Below are 21,120 nucleotides of genomic sequence, written 5' to 3' on the forward strand. Positions count from 1 at the left end.
GCCTGCAGCTCCCCACAGGCCTTTTCCGATCCTCAGACCTTTCAGAAATGAGTCAGAACATGCGTATTGATGCGAACATCCTCGGTGCAGTCCGGATGCCCGACGCCGGCAGCAGCGGCCCCGTCGCCACCGATCGGCGTTACGGCCGCGAGGACTATGCGGCGGCTTTCAACGATTTTGTCGAACTGTCCAAGACCGCCGATGCTGTTGGCTTCGATACCTTCTGGTACACCGAACACCACTTCCAGCACGAGGGCTACGAGGTCATCCCGAACCAGATCCTGCTGGGTCTGTATTCAGCGGCGCAGACGAAGTCGATCAACTTCGGCCAGATGTTCAACATCGTTCCCCAGTGGAACCCGCTCCGACTTGCCGAGGATTTCGCGGCCGCAGACATCCTCACCGGTGGGCGGATGCGTTTCGGCGTCGGTCGTGGCACCGTGCCGCGAGAACTGCAGACCTTCGGATCCAACGTCGAGTCGGGTGACAATTCCATGTCGGAGTCGGCCGAAGAGATCAACCGCGCCACGTTCGAGGAGGCGATGGCGGCCATCCGCCTCGCCTTCACGTCGGACCGGTTTTGCCACCGCGGCAAGCACTTTCAGTTCCCGCCGGCCGGGATCCCGGATCGGGGTGGCGTGGTCGAAGACCTTGCGCTGGTTCCGAACGTACTGCGACCGGTCGAGATATACCAGGCCTGCACCTCGCCGCGGACGGTGTCGTATGTCGCCGAGCACGGACACATCGGCGTGTACACCCGACAGTCGATCTCGCGGCTTCGCCAAGCCTGGGAGGCGCACACCGAACTCATCAACGGCTTCGGCCGCGAGAGCAAAGTCGGTGACGAACAGATGCTGGTACTACACGTGAATGTCGCACGCACTCACGAAGAGGCCGTCGCACTGGCCCGACCCGGCCATGACGAACTGACCAAGCTCCTGTCCCCATACGGCCGGTTCGCCACCTACGATCCGCCCGCCGGCATGAACAAGACCCCCTTCGACTACGCCCCGACCCTCGAGGAGTCGATGGCACAGAAGGTCTATGTGGTCGGAACTCCTGACGAGGTCGCGGAAACGATTGCCGAATACCGTGATTCGCTGGGTGTGACCCGGCTGTCGGTGGCAATGGATGCCCTCGGACTGTCCCCGGGGCAGCAGCGCGAGCAACTGGAGATGTTCGGTACCGAGGTGATGCCGCAGCTTCAAGAAAGTTCTGCTCGGAACCAGCCGGTGGCAGCACTGTGAGCTCGGCCTCGGAACTCGACTCGTTGACCCAACTCGACGGCGCCGCCCTGACTGCGCTGATGGCAGGCGGAGAGCTGTCGGCGGTGGAGCTCGTCGAACGAGAACTCACCCTGATCGAGAGCGCCGCCGGTCGCGAGATCAACGCGGTTGTCGACCTCGACGCCGACGGTGCCAGGAAGGCCGCACGCGACGTCGATGCGCGTCGTCGGGCAGGCGAACCACTGGGCATCCTGGCCGGTCTGCCGGTGACGATCAAGGATTGCTTCGATGCCGCCGGGATGCGCACGTCCCACGGAAGATTGTCCGATGCCCGCACAGCGGCTGTGGATTCACCGTTGGTGCGGCGTCTGCGCGAGGCCGATGCGGTGATCCTCGGAAAGACCAACGTGCCGGTCTATCTGGCAGATCATCAGGCCTCGAACGAGGCCTTCGGTGTGACCCGCAACCCGTTCGACCCCACGCGCAGCCCTGGCGGCTCGTCCGGCGGATCCGGGGCCGCGGTGGCCGCCGGGTTGTCGGTGGCCGACTTCGGTAGCGACCTCGCCGGTTCTCTCCGGATCCCGACCGCCTGGTGTGGGTTGTTCGGTCACCGCCCGTCGAACGGGATCGTCTCCAAACTCGGCCACATGCCCTGGCCGAACGGCGGATTGCTCGAGCCGTTCGTCTCAGTGGTAGGGCCGATGACCCGGTCCGCAGCCGACGCCGACCGGTTCTTGACCGCGATCGCCGGCGCCGAGGGCATGGATGCCGCCGCCTGGCGACTGGTCCTTCCGGAATCTCGTGTCACTTCGCTCGGGGCGCTACGGGTCGGGCTCTGGCTCGACGACTCGGCCGCCATGGTGGATTCGGAGACCCGATCTGCGATCGAATCATTCGCGCAGGCATTGGAATCGGCAGGCGCGCGAGTAGGTCAACTCACCTCTCCGCCCGTCTCCGGCCGGCAAGCAGTGGACCTGTTCGTCCGACTGCAGGCCGGTGAGGTTGTCCATGGCCTCGACGACGAGGCGTGGGAACGCAGCGTCCGCAACGCCGAGCGTTCCGATGACTCTCCTGACGTCGCCGCAGCCAAAGGACATGTGCAGTCGCTTCGTACCGCATTGCGGGACCTCGAGTCCCAACGCACGATCGCCGCGCAATGGGCGCAGGTTCACGACGAGTTCGACGTCATCCTGTGCCCGGCCGTCCCGACTGCGGCACCGCAATTGTCCAGCGTTCCCGTCGACATCCGAACACTCGACATCGATGGTGTCGCAACTGCGGCACATGATCAGGTCAATGCTTGGAGCCGAATCTCGAGCCTGGGCCGCGGTCCCGCCACCGTCATCCCACTCGGAGCCGGTTCCGGCGGAATGCCGATCGGTGCACAACTCCTCGGCCGATACCTCGATGACCGGACAACACTGATGACGGCGATCCTGGCCGAAGAGGCCGGTATCCTGCGTTACACGGCTCCGACCGGATGGTGAGGCGATGAGCGACGTCGACACCGGCTTCGGCACTGCTCTGAATTGGCCCGCAATCGAATCGGAACTGCGGACCACCCTGCATCCCCGGGCGAAGATCCGTTCCGACGAATCGGCATTGAAGGCCGCGACCCGCGATTTCTCTTGGGTGTCACCGATCATCGCGAACTCAATTCCTCGGCAGCAGCCCTGCGCGGTGGTCACAGTGGCGACCACAGACGATGTCCGACAGGTCGCGCGTTTTGCCCACCGGCACCGGATTCCGGTGATACCCAGAGGTAAAGGAACGTCCAACTACGGCCAGACGATCCCGCTGGCGCGCGGGATCATCGTCGACTTCAGCCGATTGTCCGGGGAGATGTCGCTCCGAGACGACGGTGTTCTGGAGGTGATGGCCGGAACCACCTGGCAGGACATGATGAACTTCCTCGACGGCACCGGCCGTGAGTTGGCGATGTACCCGACCACGTTGAACAGCACCGCCGCCGGTTACGTCGGCGGTGGTGCCGGTGGCCCGGGTTCCATCGAGAATGGTTTCAATCATGAGGGATTCGTCCGGGAGATCACCCTGATACCGGTTACCGCGGCCGCCGAACCCGTGACCGTCGAACACCCGGAGGCGGCAGCGCACGTCCACGCGTTCGGCACCACCGGGCTCATGGTGCGGATCGGCCTACAGACCGTGCCCGCTCGTGAATGGACCGGCCTGTTCGCCTCGGTCCCTGATCTGGAGGCCGGAGCTCGTGCGGCGCTGGAGATCTTGGACCTCTCGCCTCCGCCGCAGCTGCTCGCCGTCACCGAGCCCGAACTCGCGGCGCTGTTCCCCGAAGATCCGGGTCTGCAGCCGAACAAGACCAACTTTCGGGGCGTGGTGACCGTCGATCAGATTCCGGAGGTCACTGAGATCTTGAGCCGACATGGCGGCCAGGTCAACGACATCCGGCCAGATGCGACCCGATTCCTGGCGACGTTGATCAACAACCACACCACGGTCCGCGCGAAGACAAAACGACCTGAGCTGTTTCACGTCCTGGTGCGGGGCAACGCGATCGTCGACAAGCGGACTCTTGTCGCCCAGGCATTTCCCGGCGCAGTAGTACAGCTGGAGGGCATCCGGGATCAAACCCCCTGTCTCCAGGCACGAATCCTGGCCCCACACATCAGCGACGAGGCATTACTCGCCGGGATGCAACAGCTGCGCGATGCGGGACTGAACGTAGACAGCCCTCATAGCTGGGTTGTGCACGATGCCTTACCACCCCGGTGGGAGGCCGCCTGCCGCTACGATCCGCTCGGGCTTCTCAATCCCGGAAAGTTGCCGTCGATCCAACTCGGGCACGAAGGATCGCTTGCACGAGATGTGTTGATCCACAACGCACCTCGGCTCGAACAATAGTTAAAGTGTTGGACGAATCACTTCGTGAGGCGAAACACCGTTCATCCGTCATTCCGGGTCCCGGTGACTTATTGTTGTGACCATGACATCTGAATATCGGACACGTCCGGTGAGGAGCACGTTTTGGCTTGCGGCCAAACGCTTCTCCGGAACAGCCCTCGTCGCACTAACCGTCGGTGCCGCTCTCACGGTCGCACCGACCGGCCCGGCGACTGCGGCACCCACGCCGACCAACTGCCCGGCACCGGGCCCCTGGGTTGGTGCATGGGGTGCGCCTGCATCGGATTCAAGCGCCCGCAGCATCCCCACCGACCCCAGCGGTGATTTCGCGATCAAGGTCGAGAACTCGACCGTTCGATCGATCATCACGCCCACCCGGGACGGACAGGTCTTGCGCGTCCGTCTCTCGAACCTGTTCGGGACAGCACCCTTGACGTTCGGTGGGGCGAGCGCGGCGAAGCAAGCCGGCGGCGCAAAGATCGCCACTCCCGTCCCGCTGCTCTTCAACGGTCAGGTCTCGGTGACGGTGCCGGCGGGTGCCGATGTCGTCAGCGATCCCACGGTCCTGCCCTTCGCAGCGGGCGAATCCCTGGCGATCAGCACATACGTGCCGGCATTCGTCGAAGCGCCGACGCGCCATTTCGCGGCCCGTCAGCACTCTTATCAAACGGACCCCGGCGCCGGGGATCAGACCTTCGAGGTCGGCGACGCGCCCTTCGACAACACCACCACGTCACGGCTTTTCGTGACCGGGATGGACGTGCTCACGCCCGGGGTCGGGGCAGTTGTGGCGTTCGGCGACTCTCTCACCGACGGCTACCGGGGAACGGTGATGCCGCCCCATAACCCAGAATCACCGGTTGGCCTCGACGAACTCGTCCGGTGGCCCGACTTCCTCGCCGCCCGCATCAATGGCGAAGGTCTCCCGTTGACCGTTGTGAACGCGGGAATCACCGGCAACATGGTCACCATGGACGGGACCTCCAACCCGGCTGCCGGACCCTCAGCACTCAGTCGGCTCAACCGAGACGTGCTGTCGGTACCGAACGTGAGCACGGTTGTGCTGTTCGAAGGCATCAACGATCTGGGCCACGGTGCGACGTTCGAATCATTGACCCAGGGCTACCAGAGCATCATCGCTTCGCTGCACAAACGTGGTATCCGGGTCGTGCAAGGCACCATCACGCCGGCCGGGGCGAACGCAAGCTACGGCGTCACCGCCGATCCCACATTGAATCCCCTACGGATCCAGGTCAACGAGTGGATCCGCAAGAGCAGCCCGGCCGACAGCATCGTCGACTTCGACAAGGCCATCGCCGATCCTGCCAATCCCTCATATATCCGGGCTGATCTCGACGGCGGCGATGGCTTGCACCTGACTCCCGCCGGCTATCAACTCCTCGCGAACACGGTTTCCCTCGAACAGATCAAGAATCCGTGCTCCGCGCCGTCCGGGTCTTCTTCCTGGGGATCGGCCGCGTAGCCGCGGTTTCGACCAACAAGATGAGTGAACTCTGTCCCGCCGGCCGGCGGGACAGAGTTCATTTTTTGTTACGGGCCAGGGCTTCTTGGCGTTCGCGGACCACGGCGATCTGCTCCGGCGATCCGATCAGCTCCCGGATCGCGACCTGCTCGGCATCGAAGCCGGCGGCCAGATCGGTGCGGCCGGCCAGGTCCAGCAGCGCCTTGGCATGCACCAGCGCGTTGCGGGAGTTTCCGGCGATCTCGGTGGCCAACGCGGTCGCCGCGACCACCGGATTCAGGTTCAACCGAGTGGCCACACCCAGTGTCACAGCTTCGGTTCCGGTGATTTGACGGCCGGTGAACACAAGTTCTTTGGCCACGTCGCGTCCGACGAGTTCCGGAAGAAGTTGAGTGCCGGTCATATCCGGGATGAGGCCCCAGACGATCTCCATCACCGACAGCTTGGCGTCCGGCCCGACGATCCGGATGTCGGCGCCGAGCGCCAACTGCAATCCCCCACCGAATGCCACCCCGTGCACGGCTGCGATCACCGGCACCGGCACCAGTGACCAGACATGGACGGCCTGCTGGGCCAGCGCAGCCGCAGCGCCGAGTCGTGGGCGCTCGACCACCACCGCTTCGGCACCTGAGGCCATCCGTTCGAACTCCGCCATGTCCAGGCCCGCACAGAACGCGCGTCCCTCACCAGCCAGGACCACCGCCGAGATATCGGTCCGGGCGATCAGATCCTGGCCCACCGCCACCAGTTGCTCGAACATCTCACCGTTGAGGGCGTTCATCTTTTCCGGTCGATTGAGGCGCACCTGCGCGACCCCGTCGTTCACTTCGCACGTCACCACAGCTTGCGTGTTCGGGGTTTGCGTCATGAATCGTTCCTACCAGACCCCCGGCTCCACGCCCCGACGTGGCGGCACCCGCCTCCACCGAGCGTGCCGATATCGCCGTCGACCGTGCCCATCCGACCGTCGACCGTGCCGACGTTGCATATGGGTGCCGTCGTGACGCGGACCGGACACCAAGTCACGGACAACGTCGGCACGGTCAACGGGGATATCGGCACGGTCGACGGGGATATGGGCACGGTCAAGGGTTTTCGGCGCGCTCCTTGATATCGGCCAGTCGGCGATCCCAACCCGATGCGATGCTCGCCAATTCCCGGCTGACCATACTCAACCGGGCACCGACAGCGGTGAACTGGACCTCGCGACCGACCTTCTCCGACGAGACGAGGCCGGTTTCTTCCAAAGTCGCAAGGTGTTTGGCGATGGCTTGCCGCGACACCGGGAACTCGGCGGCCAGCGCCGATGCCGACGCGGATGACTTGCCCAACCGCACCAACAGATTCCAGCGGGTGTCGTCGGCCAACGCCGCGAACACCACCGGCAGCGCGGGTTCAGCCTTTGGCATCGGCATGCACGCCTTCGACGTGTCGCTTGGCGACACCGAGTTCGATGGTCCACCCCTCGGTGTTCCCATCGAGTTTCTTGCGTCGCGCGGCGGCATCACCGGGCAGCGAGGCGAATCCACTTTCCAGAACCCTCAGAGTCACTGAGCCGGTGGAGTTCTCATCGATCCAGAACTCGACGAGGGTCGAGGCGGTCGCGGTATCGTCAACATCCGCCAGCCAGCGGAAGGCCGCATATCTCGGCGGGTCGAGCGTTACGGTCTTGAATGCGAATGCACCGTGCGTCGGGTCATGAATGATGCTGATGTCCCCGGACGTCTCGATCCGATGTTCGGTGATCTGTTCGTTGTTGACGAACCACCCGGGTTCGGAGATCAGTGTCCATACCCGCTCGGCCGGTGCACTGATTTCGATCTGCTTTTCGATGCGATCGAGTTCGACAGTCATGGCTTCCTCTCGGTTGCTTATCTTCCTGCAACCACAGGATTGCATATTGTGGCCCAACGATGCAACCGAAAGGTTGCATGTTCTCGGTCGGCGCAGGTCAGGTCAACGACTCTTGCAGCACCTGGGCCCACGTGCTCACGACTTGTTTGCGCCTTGCCGAGTCGTCGGACAACGTGTCGGCGAGCCCGAGGCCCCGGGCAAAATCGAGTGTTGCCTGCACGAGCCGGTGGATGCGCGGATCGGAACCGTCGACGCCGAGCATCTGCACGGTCATCCGATGTGCCGCGACACCGAACCTGCCCTCCAGCGGGAGTATCAGCTCTTTGAGCGCCTGGTCGGACGCCGCCGCACACCACACCTGAAGTGCCGCCTTGAACTCGATACCGGTGTAGAACTCGACCGCGGTCGACACCGCGACCTCGATCCGCCCCTCCCCTTGCGGCAGCCGATTGGTCTCCTCGACGGCCCGCAGGGTGAGGAGCTCGAAGGCATGCTCGAGCGCCGCGGTGATCAGGTCTTCCCTGGTCGGAAAATGATGCTGGGCCGCACCACGCGATACCCCGGCACGGGTGGCGACGACGCCCACACTGCACGCCGCCCACCCGTCCGTCGCCAGCACATCGATGGTGGCGTCGAGAAGACGCTGACGCGTCGCCCGGCTCCGATCCTGTTGCGGTGACCGCGTGGTGCCCCGGGTCATTGATCGACCAGCCACGGCGGGAGTTGCTTGTTCAGGAATGCCGCCATGCCGGCCCTGGCCTCATCCGAGCCGAACAGTGCCGCCGACTCCGCGGCCAGGCGTCCGGCATCCGCATCGAATCCGGCCAGGATCGCGGCGGTGGTCAGCTTCTTACTGGCCGCGAGCCCCTGTGGGGATCCCTTGCGCAGATCACCACACCACCGCGACACGACATGGTCGACTGCTGCCGCATCAGCGGCGGCAACGGTGATCAAGCCGATCTCCTGTGCAACAGTCGCGTCGAACTTCTCACCGGTGAGGAAGTACCGTCCGGCGGCGCGAGACGTCAGTCGAGGCAGGACCGCGAGCGAGATCATCGATGGGGCGACGCCGATTCGGGCCTCGGTCAGCGCGAATGTACTGGCCGGACCGGCCACAACCAGATCGCACGAACCGACGAGTCCGAATCCACCCGCGCGCACGTGACCGTCGATCCGCCCGATCACGGGCTTCGGCAATTCCAGGATCGCTCGCATCAGATCGATCATGACCTCAGGACGCGACTGCCCGGCCTCACCGAGATCGGCTCCGGCGCAGAATGTTCCACCGGTATGCGTCAACACCACCGCCCGCACCTGCGGATCGTCGGCGGCACCGCGCAACCTGGCGAGGAGTTGGTCCACCAGCGCCATCGAGATCGCGTTTCGATTGGCAGGCGAGTCCAGTGTGACGGTGGCGATCCCACCATCAACCCGATATCGGACAACCTCGTTCATCTGCTCATCCTGTCAGTGCGTCCTCAGTACGACTTCGGAAGGCCCAAGCTGTTCTGCGCCACGAAGTTCAGGATCATCTCCCGGCTCACCGGCGCGACCCGCGCGATACGACAGAGATTGAGCAGCGGCGCCAGACCATATTCGGTGGCCAATCCATTGCCGCCCAACGAATGTACGGCCTGATCAACGATCTTCACACAGGCCTCGGCGGCCGCGTACTTGGCCATGTTGGCCGGCTCGGCGGCACCCCAGTCATCGCCGGCGTCATAGAGTGACGCCGCCTTCTGCATCATCAACTTGGCGAGTTCCATCTCGATCTTGCCGACTGCCAAGGGGTGGGCGATGGCCTGGTGTGCACCGATCGGCGTCTTCCAAACAGTGCGCTCGTTGACGTACTCCACCGCCCGCCCCAGTGCGTACCGGCCCATCCCGACCGCCGAGGCCGCAGCCATGATGCGTTCGGGATTGAGTCCGGCGAACAACTGGCTCAGCGCCGCATCCTCGGATCCGACCAGTGCGTCGGCAGGCAGGCGAACATCGTCGAGGAACAGCAGGAACTGCTTCTCCGGGTTGACCAGGTCCATCTCGATGGCGTTGAACTCGAAGTTCGGTGCATCGGTGGGGACGATGAACAGGGCCGGCTTGAGCCGCCCGGTCTTCGCGTCCTCGGTGCGGGCCACGATGAGCACGGCCTGCGCCTGGTCAACACCCGAGACGTAGATCTTCCGTCCCGACAGCAACCAGTCGCCGCCGTCGCGTCGGGCAGTGGTGGTGATGTTGTGGGAGTTCGACCCGGCATCGGGTTCGGTGATACCGAACGCCATCGTGATGGTTCCATCGGCCAGGCCGGGAAGCCACGTCTGCTTCTGCTCTTCGGTACCGAAGCGAGCGATCACGTTGCCGCAGATGGCCGGGGAGACGACGAGCATCAACGTACCGCTGCCGATGGCGGCCATCTCCTCCATCACTATCGCCAGTTCGTACATCCCGGCACCGCCGCCGCCGTACGCCTCTGGGAGGTTGACCCCGATGAAGCCCAGCTTGCCCGCCTCCGCCCACAGTTCCGTCGTCTTGCGGCCGCTGCGGGCGCAATCCAGGAAGTACTCGTGGCCGAACCGGCCACCGAGTCCCGCCACCGAACTGCGCAGCGCCTTCTGTTCATCCGTCTCGACAAAACTCACAATGCCTTCTCCCTCAATCGCTTTCGGTCAGCTCTTGCGCGGTGATGACGGCGAGGATCTCCCCCACCGACACCTGTTGTCCCGGCGCTACGGGTAACGCTTCCACGACGCCGTCTGCGGAGGCGGCGATCGTGTGTTCCATCTTCATCGCTTCGAGCCACATCAGCGGCTCGCCGCGGGTGACCTGCTGGCCCAACGCCACCGCGACCCGGATCACCGAACCAGGCATCGGAGCCAGGAGCGAACCCGGCGTATCGACCTCGGCGGGGTCGATGAACCGGGGCCGGCGGATCAGTGCCACCGACCCACCTGCGAAGTCCACCCACACGCTCTCGCCGTATCGGTTGACTGCGTATGTCCGGTCCACTCCGGCGACGGTGAGAATGACTGCATCCGTGGCGATCCCGGTCACGGTGACATCCGGGTCATCGGGCAGGACCACACCGTCCCGGGCGTGCCGATAGCGAACCGCGATCTCATCCTCGCCGTGGACGTAGGTCTTGGATTGCGGCCCCGACGCCAGGTTGCGCCAGCCCGACGGCAATGGCAGACCGGCCTGTCGACGATTGCCCTCCGCGTCCGCCAGTGCCACCGCGACGGCGGCCAGTCGTAGGTGATCCGCCCCCGCCAGTGGCGCGGCCAACACGCCGAGCCCGAACTCGTCGATGAACTCGGTGGTGGTGTTGCCTCTGCGGAAATCAGGGTGGCGCAACATGTTCACCAACATGTCCCGGTTGGTCCGGGGGCCGTGTAGCCGGGCCGACGTCAGTGCCCGGACCAGGATGTCGATCGCGGCACCGCGGTCAGGTGCCCAGCTGATGACCTTGGCCAGCATCGGGTCGTAGAAGGTCGATACCTCACCCCCATCGGTGATGCCCGAATCAACTCGCACACCCGACTCGGTGAGTCGGACGAACCGGCTGTCGGCGTCGACCGCGAACCGGTGGAACCGTCCCGACTGCGGCTGGTAATCGACCGCCGGGTCCTCCGCATACAGCCGTACCTCGATGGAATGCCCCTGCGGTGCAGGTGGATGCGCCGGGAGAACTCCACCCCGGGCGATCCGGAGCTGCCAGGCAACAAGATCGAGCTTGGTGGTCTCCTCGGTCACCGGGTGTTCCACCTGCAGGCGGGTGTTCATCTCGAGGAAGTAGAACCGGCCGTCGTCGTCGGCGAGAAACTCCACGGTCCCGGCTCCGGTGTAAGCGATGGCGGACGCGGCAGCGCGGGCGGCGTCGAACAGCTTGTCGCGCAGTCCGGCTCCGAGACGTTCCACCAACGGAGACGGAGCCTCCTCGATGACCTTCTGGTGTCGCCGCTGGATCGAGCACTCACGTTCACCGACCGCCCACACGGTGCCGGCGTCGTCACCGAGCACCTGAACCTCGATGTGGTGTCCGCGTTCGATGAAGGGTTCACAGAAGACGGTGCCGTCCCCGAACGCCGACAAGGCTTCTCGGCGCGCACCCTCCACCTGCTCGGGAAGCGAACCGAGGTCGCGGACGATGCGCATGCCTCGGCCGCCACCGCCGGCCGAGGCCTTGATCAGAACCGGGAGCAGATCGGCGGTCACCGCGGCCGGGTCGAGGTTGTCCAAGGTGGGAACGCCGGCTGCCCGCATCATCTCCTTGGCATTGACCTTCGACCCCATCGCAGAAATCGCGGCGGGTTCCGGACCGATCCAGGTCAGGCCCGCGTCGAGCACGGACTGAGCGAATTCGGCGTTCTCCGAGAGGAAGCCATAGCCCGGATGAACGGCATCGGCGCCGGCAGCACGGGCCGCCGAGATCACCTTCGCCGCATCGAGATAGGTCTCCGAGGAGGTGTTGCCCGGCAATCGGACCGCAACGTCGGCATCACCCACATGAGGCGCTGAGGCATCGGCATCGGAATACACCGCGACGGTGCCGATGCCCATCCGCCGGCACGTCGCGAATACCCGTCGGGCGATCTCGCCGCGGTTGGCGACCAGCACAGAGGTCACGTTCTTGTCAGTCATCACCCATCACATCCGGAAAACGCCGAAGTTGCTCGTCCCCTGTACGGGTCCGCTGTCGATCGCCGAGAGGCACAGTCCGAGAACCGTTCTGCTGTCCCGCGGATCGATGATCCCGTCGTCGTACAACATCCCCGACAAGAAGGCGGGCATCGATTCCTTCTCGATCTGCGCCTCGATCATGGCCCGCATACCGGCGTCCGCCTCTTCGTCCACGGTGCCGCCACGGGCCTCGGTGGCACTGCGCGCGACCATCGAGATCACACCGGCGAGCTGGGCTGCACCCATCACCGCAGATTTGGCGCTGGGCCAGGTGAACAGGAACCGCGGGTTGTAGGCCCGCCCGCACATGCCGTAGTGCCCGGCCCCGTAGCTGGCGCCGATCAGCATCGAGATATGGGGGACCGTCGAATTGGAGACCGCGTTGATCATCATCGAACCGTGTTTGATGATGCCGCCGCGCTCGTACTCCTGCCCGACCATGTAGCCGGTTGTGTTGTGCAGGAACAACAGCGGCGTGTTCGACCGGTTCGCCAACTGGATGAACTGGGTGGCCTTCTGCGACTCGGCACTGAAGAGCACCCCCTGGGCGTTGGCGAGGATGCCGATCGGATAGCCGTGGAGCCGCGCCCACCCGGTACACAGCGACGAACCGTATTCGGGTTTGAACTCGTCGAACAAACTCTCGTCGACGATCCGCGTGATCACCTCGCGCGGATCGAACGGGATCCGCAGATCACCCGGCACGATGCCCAGCAGGTCCTCCGCCGGATATTTCGGTTCGATGGACGGTGCCACCGGTCCCGGGCCCTGCTTACGCCAGTTCAGCCGGGCAACAATCCGCCGTCCGAGCCGGATCGCATCCTGCTCGTCGGCGGCGTAGTAGTCGGCCAGGCCCGACTGGCGGGCGTGCATCTGCGCGCCGCCCAGGGACTCGTCGTCACTGATCTCACCGGTGGCCATCTTCACCAGCGGCGGACCACCGAGGAACACCTTCGACTGCCCCTCGATCATCACCGTGTGATCGGACATGCCGGGCAGGTAGGCGCCACCGGCGGTCGAATTGCCGAATACCAGTGCAATGGTGGGGATCCCGGCCGCGGACAATCGGGTGATGTCGCGGAACATCGCCCCGCCGGGGATGAAGACTTCCTTCTGCGTCGGTAGGTCCGCGCCGCCGGACTCCACCAGATTGATCAGTGGCAGCCGGTTCTCGAGCGCAATCTGGTTGGCCCGCAGACCCTTGCGCAGCGTCCACGGATTCGAGGTACCTCCGCGGACGGTCGGATCGTTGGCCACGAGTACACATTCGACGCCCTCGACGACGCCGATGCCGGTGACGATCGATGCGCCCACCGGGAACTCGGATCCATATGCCGCGATCGGCGCGAGCTCGAGAAACGCGCTGTCCTCGTCGATGAGCAGCTCGATCCGTTCCCGGGCCAGCAGTTTGCCGCGTTCACGATGCCGGGCGACCTTCTTCTCGCCACCGCCGGCCAGCGCTTGGGCGAACAACTCCTCGATCTCACCGAGCCTGGCGAGCATCGTCTCGGTGGCGGATCCGGTCCCGGCGGCGCTCACGGGTGGTAGCCCAGCCGCTTGCCCGCCAGACCCGTGAGGATCTCCGTGGTACCGCCACCGATGCCGATGATCCGCATGTCCCGGTACTGACGCTCCACCTCGGTGCCGGTCATGTAGCCGGCGCCACCGAAGAGCTGAACGGCCTTGTCCGCCACCCACTCACCGGCTTCGACGGCGGTGTTCTTGGCGAAACACACCTCGGCGATGAGGTCGGTCTCACCGGCCATCGCGGCGTCGACGATTGCGTGGGTGTAGGTCCGCGCGACGTCGATCTTGCGGGCCATCTCGGTGACCGTCTCCTGCACCGACTGCCGTGCGATGAGCGGCTTGCCGAACGTCTCTCGGTTCCGCACCCATTCGAGCGTCAGATCGAGGCAGCGCTGCGCGCACCCGTAGGCCTGGACGGCCAATCCCACCCGCTCGGTGACGAACGCGCCGGCGATCTGGAAAAAGCCCGAGTTCTCGGCATTGACCAGGTTGGCGACCGGAACCCGCGCGTCGACGTACGAGAGTTCGGCGGTATCCGATGCACGCCAACCCATCTTCTCCAGCTTGCGGGTGACGGTGAAACCCGGCGTGCCCTTCTCGACCACCAGAAGCGATACGCCACCGGCGCCCGGTCCACCGGTGCGGACCGCGGTCACCACGAAGTCGGCGCGGACACCGGACGTGATGTACGTCTTGGATCCGTTGACGACGTAGTGGTCGCCGTCGCGAACTGCCGAGGTCGTCAGGTGCCCGACATCGCTGCCGCCACCGGGCTCGGTGATGGCCAGACTGCCGATCTTCTCACCGGCCAGGGTGGGGGTCACCCACTTCTCGATCTGCTCCGGGTCGTTGGCCGCGATGAGATGCGGCAACGCGATTCCGCAGGTGAACAGGGACGAGAAGACGCCACCGGCCACACCCGAACCGTGCAGTACCTCACCACAGATGGTGGCGTCGATCAGGTCGCCGCCGCTGCCGCCGACGGATTCGGGAAAGCCCAGTCCGAGCAACCCCGCGTCGGCGGCCTGCTTGTGCAGATCCAGGGGTAGTTCGCCACTGCGCTCCCACTCATCCTGGAACGGCAGGATGTGGCGCTCGGCGAAGGTCTTCACGGACTCGCGCAACTGCTGGCGTTCCGGAGTGTGCCAAGCCTTGGACTCAAGGGATTTCATCTATTCTCCAAACCGGATCGGGATCGGGACATGACACGAACGCAACCACTCTCCGAGCCCTTTTGCTTGCGGATCGAATCGAACATTGTCAGCCACTCCTCGACCGAGAATTCCTTCGATAACGAAGTTCACGGCGAGTAGATTGGGGAGTTCGTGGCGGTGGACCTCGAGGTCGGCCGCCTCGGGAATCAACTGTTTGAACAGTTCGACGGTCAGCGTCGCAGCCAGCCAGTCGAAGTGTTCCGGGTTACGCACCCACACACCCACATTGGCGTTGCCGCCCTTGTCGCCGCTGCGGGCGCCCGCGATGTCGCCCAGCGGTGCCACGCGGGTCGGCCCCCACGAACTGACCGGCGCAGCAGGTGCAGCCTGCGCCTCGTCCACGGGTACACCCGCCTCGACAGACCGGCCGGGCTCGATGAGCTCGGTGGACCCGTCGGCGTGATGCACGGTATGTGAAACCTCGCCCACCGGAACGTATCCGGCTTCGAACACCGCGTATGGAGAGGCCGGCCCGGGCGGGGCGGTCATGGTGAATCCGGGATAGCTGGCCAACGCCAACTCGACTGCAGCCGAGGAGAACTGACGTCCCGCAACATTCTGGTCGACATCCTTGGCGACACATTGCAGCAGTGCGCTGGCCTGCTGCTCGGAGGGGGCGTTGTCCTGATCGAGCCGGGTCAGCGTCCAGGTGAGGTCGGTGGGGCGGGTGCTCAATACGGCTTCGAACTGGCTCCGCGCCAGTGCGGCCTTGGCCTCGATGTCGAGGCCGGTCAACACCATCGTCACCTCGTTGCGGAACCCGGCGAGATGGTTGAGCGACACCTTCAGCGTCTCCGGAGGCCTCTCGCCGCGCACACCGCTGACCCGAACCCGGTCCGGCCCGAGTTCGGTGAGGGTGACGGTGTCCAGCCGGGTCGTCACATCAGGCCCGAGGTAACGCGGACCGCCGACTTCGTACAGCAACTGTGCGGTGACTGTACCCACGGTGACCGCACCACCGGTGCCGTCGTGCTTGGTGATGACGGACTCGCCGTCTGCGGAGATCTCGGCGATCGGGAATCCCGGGTGCGCCAGGTCGTCGATCTCGGTGAAGAACGAATAGTTGCCGCCGGTCGCCTGAGTACCACATTCGATGATGTGCCCCGCCGCAACAGCTCCGGCCAGTTGGTCGAGATCACCAGGACCCCAACCGAAATGGGCGACAGCAGGTCCGACGGTCAGCGACGCATCGGTGACCCGGCCGGTGACAACGATGTCGGCGCCCGATCGCAGTGCTGCGGCGATCCCGAAACCGCCCAGGTAGGCATTGGCCGTCAGGGGCGTGCCGAGTCCGAGTTCGGCGGCACGGGATCCGAGGTCGTCACCGTCGACATAGGCGATCTTCGGTGCCAGGCCGAGTTTCTCGGCCAGCTCACCGATCGCCGCGGCAAGTCCAGCGGGGTTCACCCCTCCGGCGTTGCTGACGATCGTGACGCCGGCGTCCAGCGCGGTACCGAGGTTGACCTCGAGTTGCCGGAGGAAGGTCTTCGCGTACCCGGTGGCGGGATCCTTGAGTCGATCGCGGCCCAGGATGAGCATCGTCAGCTCGGCCAGGTAGTCGCCGGTCAGGCAATCGAGGTTGCCACCGGTGAGCATCTCCTGCATCGCCGAGAAGCGGTCGCCGTAGAAACCCGAGGCATTGCCGACCCGAATGGTGCCGCTCATCGTCCACCTCCGGGAGGGCCGGCAAAACACTGCGCGATCGTGACCCAGTGGCGAGCGTCGTCGCCGGTCGCCACGATGTCGAGCGTGTCCGTACCCCGGCGTTGGGTGATCAGTTGGCAGAAGTCGAGCGCCGACCCGGAGATCCGCTGCGTGGCATCATCAGGGCCCCATGTCCACGTCGAACCGTCGGGCGCCTGTAGTTCCACCCGGAATTCCTCCGCAGGTGGCGTCTGATTGTTGACCTGGTAGGCGAAGTCCCTGGTTCGAACGCCCAGATGCGCAATCGATTTCAGTCGTGCCGTCGGCTTGTTGACGATACCGAGGGCATCGGCGACATCGAGACCGTGCGCCCACACCTCCATCAATCTGGCCGTCGCCATCGAGGCAGCCGACATCGGTGGACCGAACCACGGCAACTTCTGCCCGGTCGGGTACGCGAGCAGCGCGTCGGCCAGCGCACGACGTCGCTGCCGCCAGTCATCGAGCAGTTGTGCAGTGGGTTTGCCCGCTTCCTCGCGGGCGGCCACATCGACAAACCCCGTCGGGTCTTTCCAGGCCTCCACCAGCGTGCGGTTGAACGCTTCCGGATCGGTCGCAGCGGAAAGCGCCTGCGCGTCTGTCCACGACAGATGCGCAATCTGCTCCCTGACGGCCCATCCTTCGGCAGGAGTTGGTGTGGCCCAACCGTTCTCGTCCAGACCGGACACCATCTGGTCGACAACGTCGGTTTCCGCCGACAGGTCGGCCACCAGTTCGGCAACGATGCTCACGCGGCCAGCGTGACACGGGCCACTCACAAAAGCAAGCGCATGTGCTTGTTTTTCGGACCCGCCTCACCCAGAGGCCCCCGCCATCCCCCCGCCGAGCGTGCCGAAATCACCGTCGAGCGTGCCGAAAATACCTGCGCGGATACAACTTCGGCACGGTCGACGGTAACTAAGGCACGCTCGGCGGTTGGTTCGGCACGCTCGGCGGTCAGGCGGCGGCGGCGTCCGCGGTGGCCTGGGCGACGACGGTGCCATCCGGTTGAATCATCGTTGCGGTGACCGAACAGATGCGCCGGCCCGCCTTGACCTGCTCCACCGCGATGGTCAGGTCGCCCTGGTCGAGGGCGGGTGATCGCAGAAAGCTGACCGAGATGTCGGATACCTGATACCGATTGCCTGCCCTGGCCGACAACTCGGCTCCAAGAGAAGCGGCCTCGGCCAGAAGTGCCATCACGATCCCGCCGTGCATTGTGCCCATCTTGTTGGCCATCGCCGGACTCGGTGTGGCGCTCAGCTCGAGGGTGGTCGCGCCGACCGCCGCAACCCGCAGACCCAGCAGTCTCTGGATCGGGCCCGCCGGTATCGATTCGTCGGCGAGCCCGGCGAGGATCTCGGCTCCGGTCAGTTCCGGGTCCAACGGCGCAGGCAGCGGCGGCTGGTCGATGGGCTCGATGCTGCCGGCCGGACGACCGGTCTCGTGATCAGGTGCCTCGCCCGTGGCCCGGCTGACCACGACGCCGCGGCCGATCGCCAGACAGACAACCGCCCCCGATTCGTCGATCAGCTCGGCGGACGTCACACCATGGCCACCGCTGGTTCCGACCAGGTGTCCGACCCCCGACACCTGACTTCCCGGTCGTGCCGGACTCGGGACCGACAACGACAGCCGCGACTGCACGGTCGCCGATCCAGGTGGCTGCGCACCGTAAAAAGCCGAGCCTCCGACAATCTCCGCAATGGTCGCAAACGAGGTCATCCCGATCTCGCCCCGGTGATCTACCAACGCAGTCCCCAGAACCTGTCGGAAGGTACGGCGTCCTCGCTCATCGGTGGCGTACTCGATACCGAGCACTTCCATGGGATTCGTGGTCTGCGTCATGAAAACATGCCTATCACGCACGCAATACCGACGTTCACTCGGACAAAATCACCTGGAGTTCGGAGAGTGTGTACGGCGGCTCGGCGTCGTGACCCCGGTAGGCCACGAACGCCGGGTCGAAGGCCGGGTACTTTCCGATGAATCCGCCTGCCGCACTGTAGACCTGACCGGTGATACCGTCGGCCAGATCACTTGCGAGATAGGCGTACAGGGGCGCCACGTACTCCGGCGGGACCGGGTCCAGCGCGGCATCGCGGGTGAACTCGTCGAGCAGACCACGATCAAAGAGATCCCTGATGTGAGCTTCATATCCGGCACCGGTCGACAATCTCGTCTTGCCACCGGGGCAGACGACGTTGACCCGCACGCCGTGTGGGCGCAGGTCCGCGGCCACGGCCAGGGACAGACTGTTGACCCCGCCTTTACCGGCCGGGTACCCCGTCCCACCGAAATTGCCCGCCGACGCCGCCGAACCGGTGGTGACAATCGCGCCGGAGCCCTGTTCGACGAGTATCGGCGCGGCTGCGCGGATCAGTTCGAAGGTGCTCACCAGATGGGCATCGAGCTGGGCGAAGAACTCGTAGGTGGTCATCGTCAGAATCGACGAGCCCTCCGGCTCGGCGACGCCGGCACAGTTGATCACCACATCGAGTCCGCCGAACTCGCGCATCGCGGTCGACACCATCTCCTGGGCGACGCTCTCGTCGGCGACGTTGCCGACCACCGGTACCGCGCTGCCGCCGATGTCGACGATCTGCGCCGCGGCGGCCTTGACCGTCGAGTCGTCGCGGCCATTGACCACCACCGAGGCACCCTCCGCGGCCAGCTTGGTCGCGACGGCCAGTCCGATCCCCCGACTGGATCCGGCGACCACGGCCCGCTTACCTTGCAGGTGCGGAGAGTTCACCCGGCCGAGACCGGTGTGATCGACAGCGGTATGCCGCGGTCGGCGAACTCGAAGGTCGCGCCGCCGCTGAAGCGCGCGATGGCGACTTCGCCGGACTCCTTGATCGCCTCACCGCGGCCGATCTCGATCACCAGGTCATCCTCCTCATGATGACCGGAGACCACGGACCAGGTGGGATGTACGGCCGACGCCATGGCCAGAACCGGCTCGAGGTGGTCGGGGTCGATCGTTGCGATCCAGCCGTTGTCGGCGACCGCATCGGAGGTGCGCGGAAGCCGCAGCTGCACCGTCGCGCGCTCCCCTTCACCGTGAATCGACACCCGTGCGCCGACATACTGGTCGGGTCCGAGGATCGGGTGCACCCGCAGCACCGCCGCCAACCCTTCGGCATCCTGTTCGACGCCGAGACAACGCCGAAGCCGATCGGCGGTCAGGCCCGAGATGCCGGTCAGTTGCTTTCGGAAGATACCGGCCGCCTGGTCGTCGCTCTCGGACTTCTCCCGCACCGACATCGCGAAACCCAGGGCCAGGAGTTGGTGTTGCAGCGCAACCTCTTCCGCCATTCGAATCAGCGCCGAGTGTGACCAGTCGGCGAACCGCAGATCGTCCCAGACCGGGCCCCGGTAGTCGTCGTGGCCCTCTCCACCGGTGATGATCGGTGACAGGTCGACGTTCGCCGCCCGCGTCGCCGACATGATGATCGACCGCTCGGGCAACGGGAGTTCATCGCGGTCGGGATCGATGGTCACCGTCCACGCGCAGTGCGGGTGCCGATCTGCCGGACGCCGTGGTGGCCGGTGGATCGGGCGGATGCGTGCCCGCCTGTTGGTGGCGATCGCGGTGGCATCGAACGTCGGGTCCTCGATGTCGTGACACATGGAGGTCACGTAGTCATCACCCATCGGTTCGACATCCATCAGCGCGCCACAATGATTCAGCACGAACTCACCGTGATGGTCATCGAAGATCGTGTATCGGAAATCCATGAACTGTGGCGGCGCCCCGATGTCGAGTTGCAGACACTTGAACATGTCCGCGACGCCGTCACCGTCGATCTGCAACGCCGTCCGCATCCGTTTCGTGTAAACCGGGCTCGCCGCCATCCACTCGTCGATGGCGATCTGGGCCATGGTCTCGCGCCCGAAAGCGCCGATACAGTGGGCCATTCCGGAACGGTCGATCAATTGACCCGACAGGAGCAGTTCCGGCAGCAGCCGGGCCAGCGTCGGGCGATCGAGTTCGGCGTACGACATCGCAGTGTTCACCACATCTCGACGGGAGTCTTACCCAACGGGTACCAGCCCGGGAGAAGCTCTTTCGCGTTCAGGACCCGGTCGATGCGGGCCTGCATCCCCTTGCTCATCACACCGTCGGTCATCATTTCCATGAACAGCGCGGTCACGTTGCCGTAATCGAAGAAGTCGCGCTGCCATCCCCACTGGAAGTTGCCGGCATATTTGAACCAGCTGCCCTGGATTCCCTCGAGAGCGTAGTGGGTGCCGTCCTCGCGCGTGGCCTCGAAGATCTGCTTCCACAAACCCATCATGTCGCCGGTCTTCTCGTCGATGACCCAGGTCTGGTACGGATAGGTCCAGCCGTCGAGGCCGTCCATCTCGAAACCGATCGCGTAGTCACGGATCTGGTCGCGACCGACCGCCATGAAGTCGTGCTTGGCGCCGTAGTTCCACCCATAGGTGGCATCTTCGGTGTAGAACTCCGCCAGGGGCCGCCAGTCGCCGGTCTTCTCACAATCAACGTTGGCCTGCAGCCAGCGCTCCACCATCTCGTCGAGTTCAGCGCGTTCAAATGACATGGGAGTATCCA

The 21,120-nt window shown here is 64.9% G+C and carries 19 protein-coding genes; 4 read left to right on the plus strand and 15 right to left on the minus strand.

Annotated features, from left to right (window positions below; translation table 11 throughout):
• Positions 1 to 59: 59 nt before the first annotated feature.
• The 4 genes from AC51GT_RS12070 (at position 60) to AC51GT_RS12085 (ending at position 5,589) form a co-directional block, all read left to right on the plus strand.
• Positions 60 to 1,247: an LLM class flavin-dependent oxidoreductase gene (locus AC51GT_RS12070; RefSeq protein WP_496328895.1), complete on the plus strand. Its 1,188-nt coding sequence runs from the start codon at positions 60 to 62 to the stop codon at positions 1,245 to 1,247.
• Entirely contained in the window at positions 1,244 to 2,713 is a 1,470-nt protein-coding gene (locus AC51GT_RS12075) for an amidase family protein (RefSeq protein WP_496328896.1), read from the plus strand. Before AC51GT_RS12070 ends, AC51GT_RS12075 begins: the two co-directional genes overlap by 4 nt.
• A 4-nt stretch (positions 2,714 to 2,717) precedes the next feature.
• The gene (locus AC51GT_RS12080; RefSeq protein WP_496328897.1) at positions 2,718 to 4,106 is read left to right on the plus strand and encodes an FAD-binding oxidoreductase; all 1,389 of its coding nucleotides are present in this window, start codon (positions 2,718 to 2,720) and stop codon (positions 4,104 to 4,106) included.
• 82 nt (positions 4,107 to 4,188) lie between these two features.
• Positions 4,189 to 5,589 carry a GDSL-type esterase/lipase family protein gene (locus tag AC51GT_RS12085; protein ID WP_496328898.1) on the plus strand — a complete coding sequence of 467 codons (1,401 nt, stop codon included), beginning with the start codon at positions 4,189 to 4,191 and terminating at the stop codon, positions 5,587 to 5,589.
• A 58-nt stretch (positions 5,590 to 5,647) separates the two neighbouring features.
• Here the strand turns inward: AC51GT_RS12085 and AC51GT_RS12090 are convergent, their stop codons facing one another.
• The 15 genes from AC51GT_RS12090 to AC51GT_RS12160 form a co-directional block, all read right to left on the minus strand.
• The gene (locus tag AC51GT_RS12090; RefSeq protein WP_496328899.1) at positions 5,648 to 6,457 is read right to left on the minus strand and encodes a crotonase/enoyl-CoA hydratase family protein; all 810 of its coding nucleotides are present in this window, start codon (positions 6,455 to 6,457) and stop codon (positions 5,648 to 5,650) included.
• Positions 6,458 to 6,674: 217 nt separating this feature from the next.
• The gene (locus AC51GT_RS12095; protein WP_496323233.1) at positions 6,675 to 6,998 is read right to left on the minus strand and encodes an ArsR/SmtB family transcription factor; all 324 of its coding nucleotides are present in this window, start codon (positions 6,996 to 6,998) and stop codon (positions 6,675 to 6,677) included.
• Positions 6,985 to 7,443, minus strand: a complete 459-nt coding sequence (locus AC51GT_RS12100; protein ID WP_496328900.1) for an SRPBCC family protein — start codon at positions 7,441 to 7,443, stop codon at positions 6,985 to 6,987. The genes AC51GT_RS12095 and AC51GT_RS12100 overlap by 14 nt, the downstream gene beginning before the upstream one ends.
• Before the next feature lie 97 nt (positions 7,444 to 7,540).
• Positions 7,541 to 8,143: a TetR/AcrR family transcriptional regulator gene (locus AC51GT_RS12105; protein WP_496323231.1), complete on the minus strand. Its 603-nt coding sequence runs from the start codon at positions 8,141 to 8,143 to the stop codon at positions 7,541 to 7,543.
• Positions 8,140 to 8,898 (minus strand): enoyl-CoA hydratase family protein, encoded by a 759-nt coding sequence (locus AC51GT_RS12110; protein WP_496323230.1) that lies wholly within the window; start codon positions 8,896 to 8,898, stop codon positions 8,140 to 8,142. The genes AC51GT_RS12105 and AC51GT_RS12110 overlap by 4 nt, the downstream gene beginning before the upstream one ends.
• Before the next feature lie 23 nt (positions 8,899 to 8,921).
• Entirely contained in the window at positions 8,922 to 10,079 is a 1,158-nt protein-coding gene (locus AC51GT_RS12115; RefSeq protein WP_496323229.1) for an acyl-CoA dehydrogenase family protein, read from the minus strand.
• Positions 10,080 to 10,092: 13 nt separating this feature from the next.
• Positions 10,093 to 12,078: an acetyl/propionyl/methylcrotonyl-CoA carboxylase subunit alpha gene (locus tag AC51GT_RS12120; protein WP_496328901.1), complete on the minus strand. Its 1,986-nt coding sequence runs from the start codon at positions 12,076 to 12,078 to the stop codon at positions 10,093 to 10,095.
• A gap of 6 nt (positions 12,079 to 12,084) precedes the next feature.
• Complete coding sequence (locus AC51GT_RS12125; protein ID WP_496329097.1) at positions 12,085 to 13,620, minus strand: acyl-CoA carboxylase subunit beta; 1,536 nt, start codon at positions 13,618 to 13,620, stop codon at positions 12,085 to 12,087.
• A gap of 32 nt (positions 13,621 to 13,652) precedes the next feature.
• Positions 13,653 to 14,816, minus strand: a complete 1,164-nt coding sequence (locus AC51GT_RS12130) for an acyl-CoA dehydrogenase family protein (RefSeq protein WP_496323227.1) — start codon at positions 14,814 to 14,816, stop codon at positions 13,653 to 13,655.
• Positions 14,817 to 16,523, minus strand: coding sequence for an acyclic terpene utilization AtuA family protein (locus AC51GT_RS12135; RefSeq protein WP_496328902.1), 1,707 nt, complete (start codon positions 16,521 to 16,523; stop codon positions 14,817 to 14,819).
• The gene (locus tag AC51GT_RS12140; RefSeq protein WP_496328903.1) at positions 16,520 to 17,293 is read right to left on the minus strand and encodes a TIGR03084 family metal-binding protein; all 774 of its coding nucleotides are present in this window, start codon (positions 17,291 to 17,293) and stop codon (positions 16,520 to 16,522) included. The genes AC51GT_RS12135 and AC51GT_RS12140 overlap by 4 nt, the downstream gene beginning before the upstream one ends.
• A gap of 205 nt (positions 17,294 to 17,498) precedes the next feature.
• Entirely contained in the window at positions 17,499 to 18,389 is an 891-nt protein-coding gene (locus tag AC51GT_RS12145; RefSeq protein ID WP_496328904.1) for a PaaI family thioesterase, read from the minus strand.
• Between the two features lie 34 nt (positions 18,390 to 18,423).
• Positions 18,424 to 19,296 (minus strand): SDR family NAD(P)-dependent oxidoreductase, encoded by an 873-nt coding sequence (locus AC51GT_RS12150; RefSeq protein WP_496328905.1) that lies wholly within the window; start codon positions 19,294 to 19,296, stop codon positions 18,424 to 18,426.
• Positions 19,293 to 20,564, minus strand: coding sequence for a hypothetical protein (locus AC51GT_RS12155; RefSeq protein ID WP_496328906.1), 1,272 nt, complete (start codon positions 20,562 to 20,564; stop codon positions 19,293 to 19,295). The genes AC51GT_RS12150 and AC51GT_RS12155 overlap by 4 nt, the downstream gene beginning before the upstream one ends.
• On the minus strand, positions 20,558 to 21,109 hold the full coding sequence (locus AC51GT_RS12160) for a nuclear transport factor 2 family protein (protein ID WP_496323221.1): 552 nt from the start codon (positions 21,107 to 21,109) through the stop codon (positions 20,558 to 20,560). Before AC51GT_RS12160 ends, AC51GT_RS12155 begins: the two co-directional genes overlap by 7 nt.
• Positions 21,110 to 21,120 lie beyond the last annotated feature (11 nt).

It is taken from the genome of Williamsia sp. z34 (assembly GCF_059553395.1).

Excerpts from the sequence above, each read along its gene's own strand:
- AC51GT_RS12070 (WP_496328895.1), top strand. The coding sequence starts at position 60 with ATGCGTATTGATGCGAACATCCTCGGTGCAGTCCGGATGCCCGACGCC.
- AC51GT_RS12080 (WP_496328897.1), top strand. The coding sequence starts at position 2,718 with ATGAGCGACGTCGACACCGGCTTCGGCACTGCTCTGAATTGGCCCGCA.
- AC51GT_RS12085 (WP_496328898.1), top strand. The coding sequence starts at position 4,189 with ATGACATCTGAATATCGGACACGTCCGGTGAGGAGCACGTTTTGGCTT.
- AC51GT_RS12090 (WP_496328899.1), bottom strand. The coding sequence starts at position 6,457 with ATGACGCAAACCCCGAACACGCAAGCTGTGGTGACGTGCGAAGTGAAC.
- AC51GT_RS12095 (WP_496323233.1), bottom strand. The coding sequence starts at position 6,998 with ATGCCAAAGGCTGAACCCGCGCTGCCGGTGGTGTTCGCGGCGTTGGCC.
- AC51GT_RS12100 (WP_496328900.1), bottom strand. The coding sequence starts at position 7,443 with ATGACTGTCGAACTCGATCGCATCGAAAAGCAGATCGAAATCAGTGCA.
- AC51GT_RS12105 (WP_496323231.1), bottom strand. The coding sequence starts at position 8,143 with ATGACCCGGGGCACCACGCGGTCACCGCAACAGGATCGGAGCCGGGCG.
- AC51GT_RS12110 (WP_496323230.1), bottom strand. The coding sequence starts at position 8,898 with ATGAACGAGGTTGTCCGATATCGGGTTGATGGTGGGATCGCCACCGTC.
- AC51GT_RS12120 (WP_496328901.1), bottom strand. The coding sequence starts at position 12,078 with ATGACTGACAAGAACGTGACCTCTGTGCTGGTCGCCAACCGCGGCGAG.
- AC51GT_RS12125 (WP_496329097.1), bottom strand. The coding sequence starts at position 13,620 with ATGCTCGCCAGGCTCGGTGAGATCGAGGAGTTGTTCGCCCAAGCGCTG.
- AC51GT_RS12130 (WP_496323227.1), bottom strand. The coding sequence starts at position 14,816 with ATGAAATCCCTTGAGTCCAAGGCTTGGCACACTCCGGAACGCCAGCAG.
- AC51GT_RS12135 (WP_496328902.1), bottom strand. The coding sequence starts at position 16,523 with ATGAGCGGCACCATTCGGGTCGGCAATGCCTCGGGTTTCTACGGCGAC.
- AC51GT_RS12145 (WP_496328904.1), bottom strand. The coding sequence starts at position 18,389 with ATGACGCAGACCACGAATCCCATGGAAGTGCTCGGTATCGAGTACGCC.
- AC51GT_RS12160 (WP_496323221.1), bottom strand. The coding sequence starts at position 21,109 with ATGTCATTTGAACGCGCTGAACTCGACGAGATGGTGGAGCGCTGGCTG.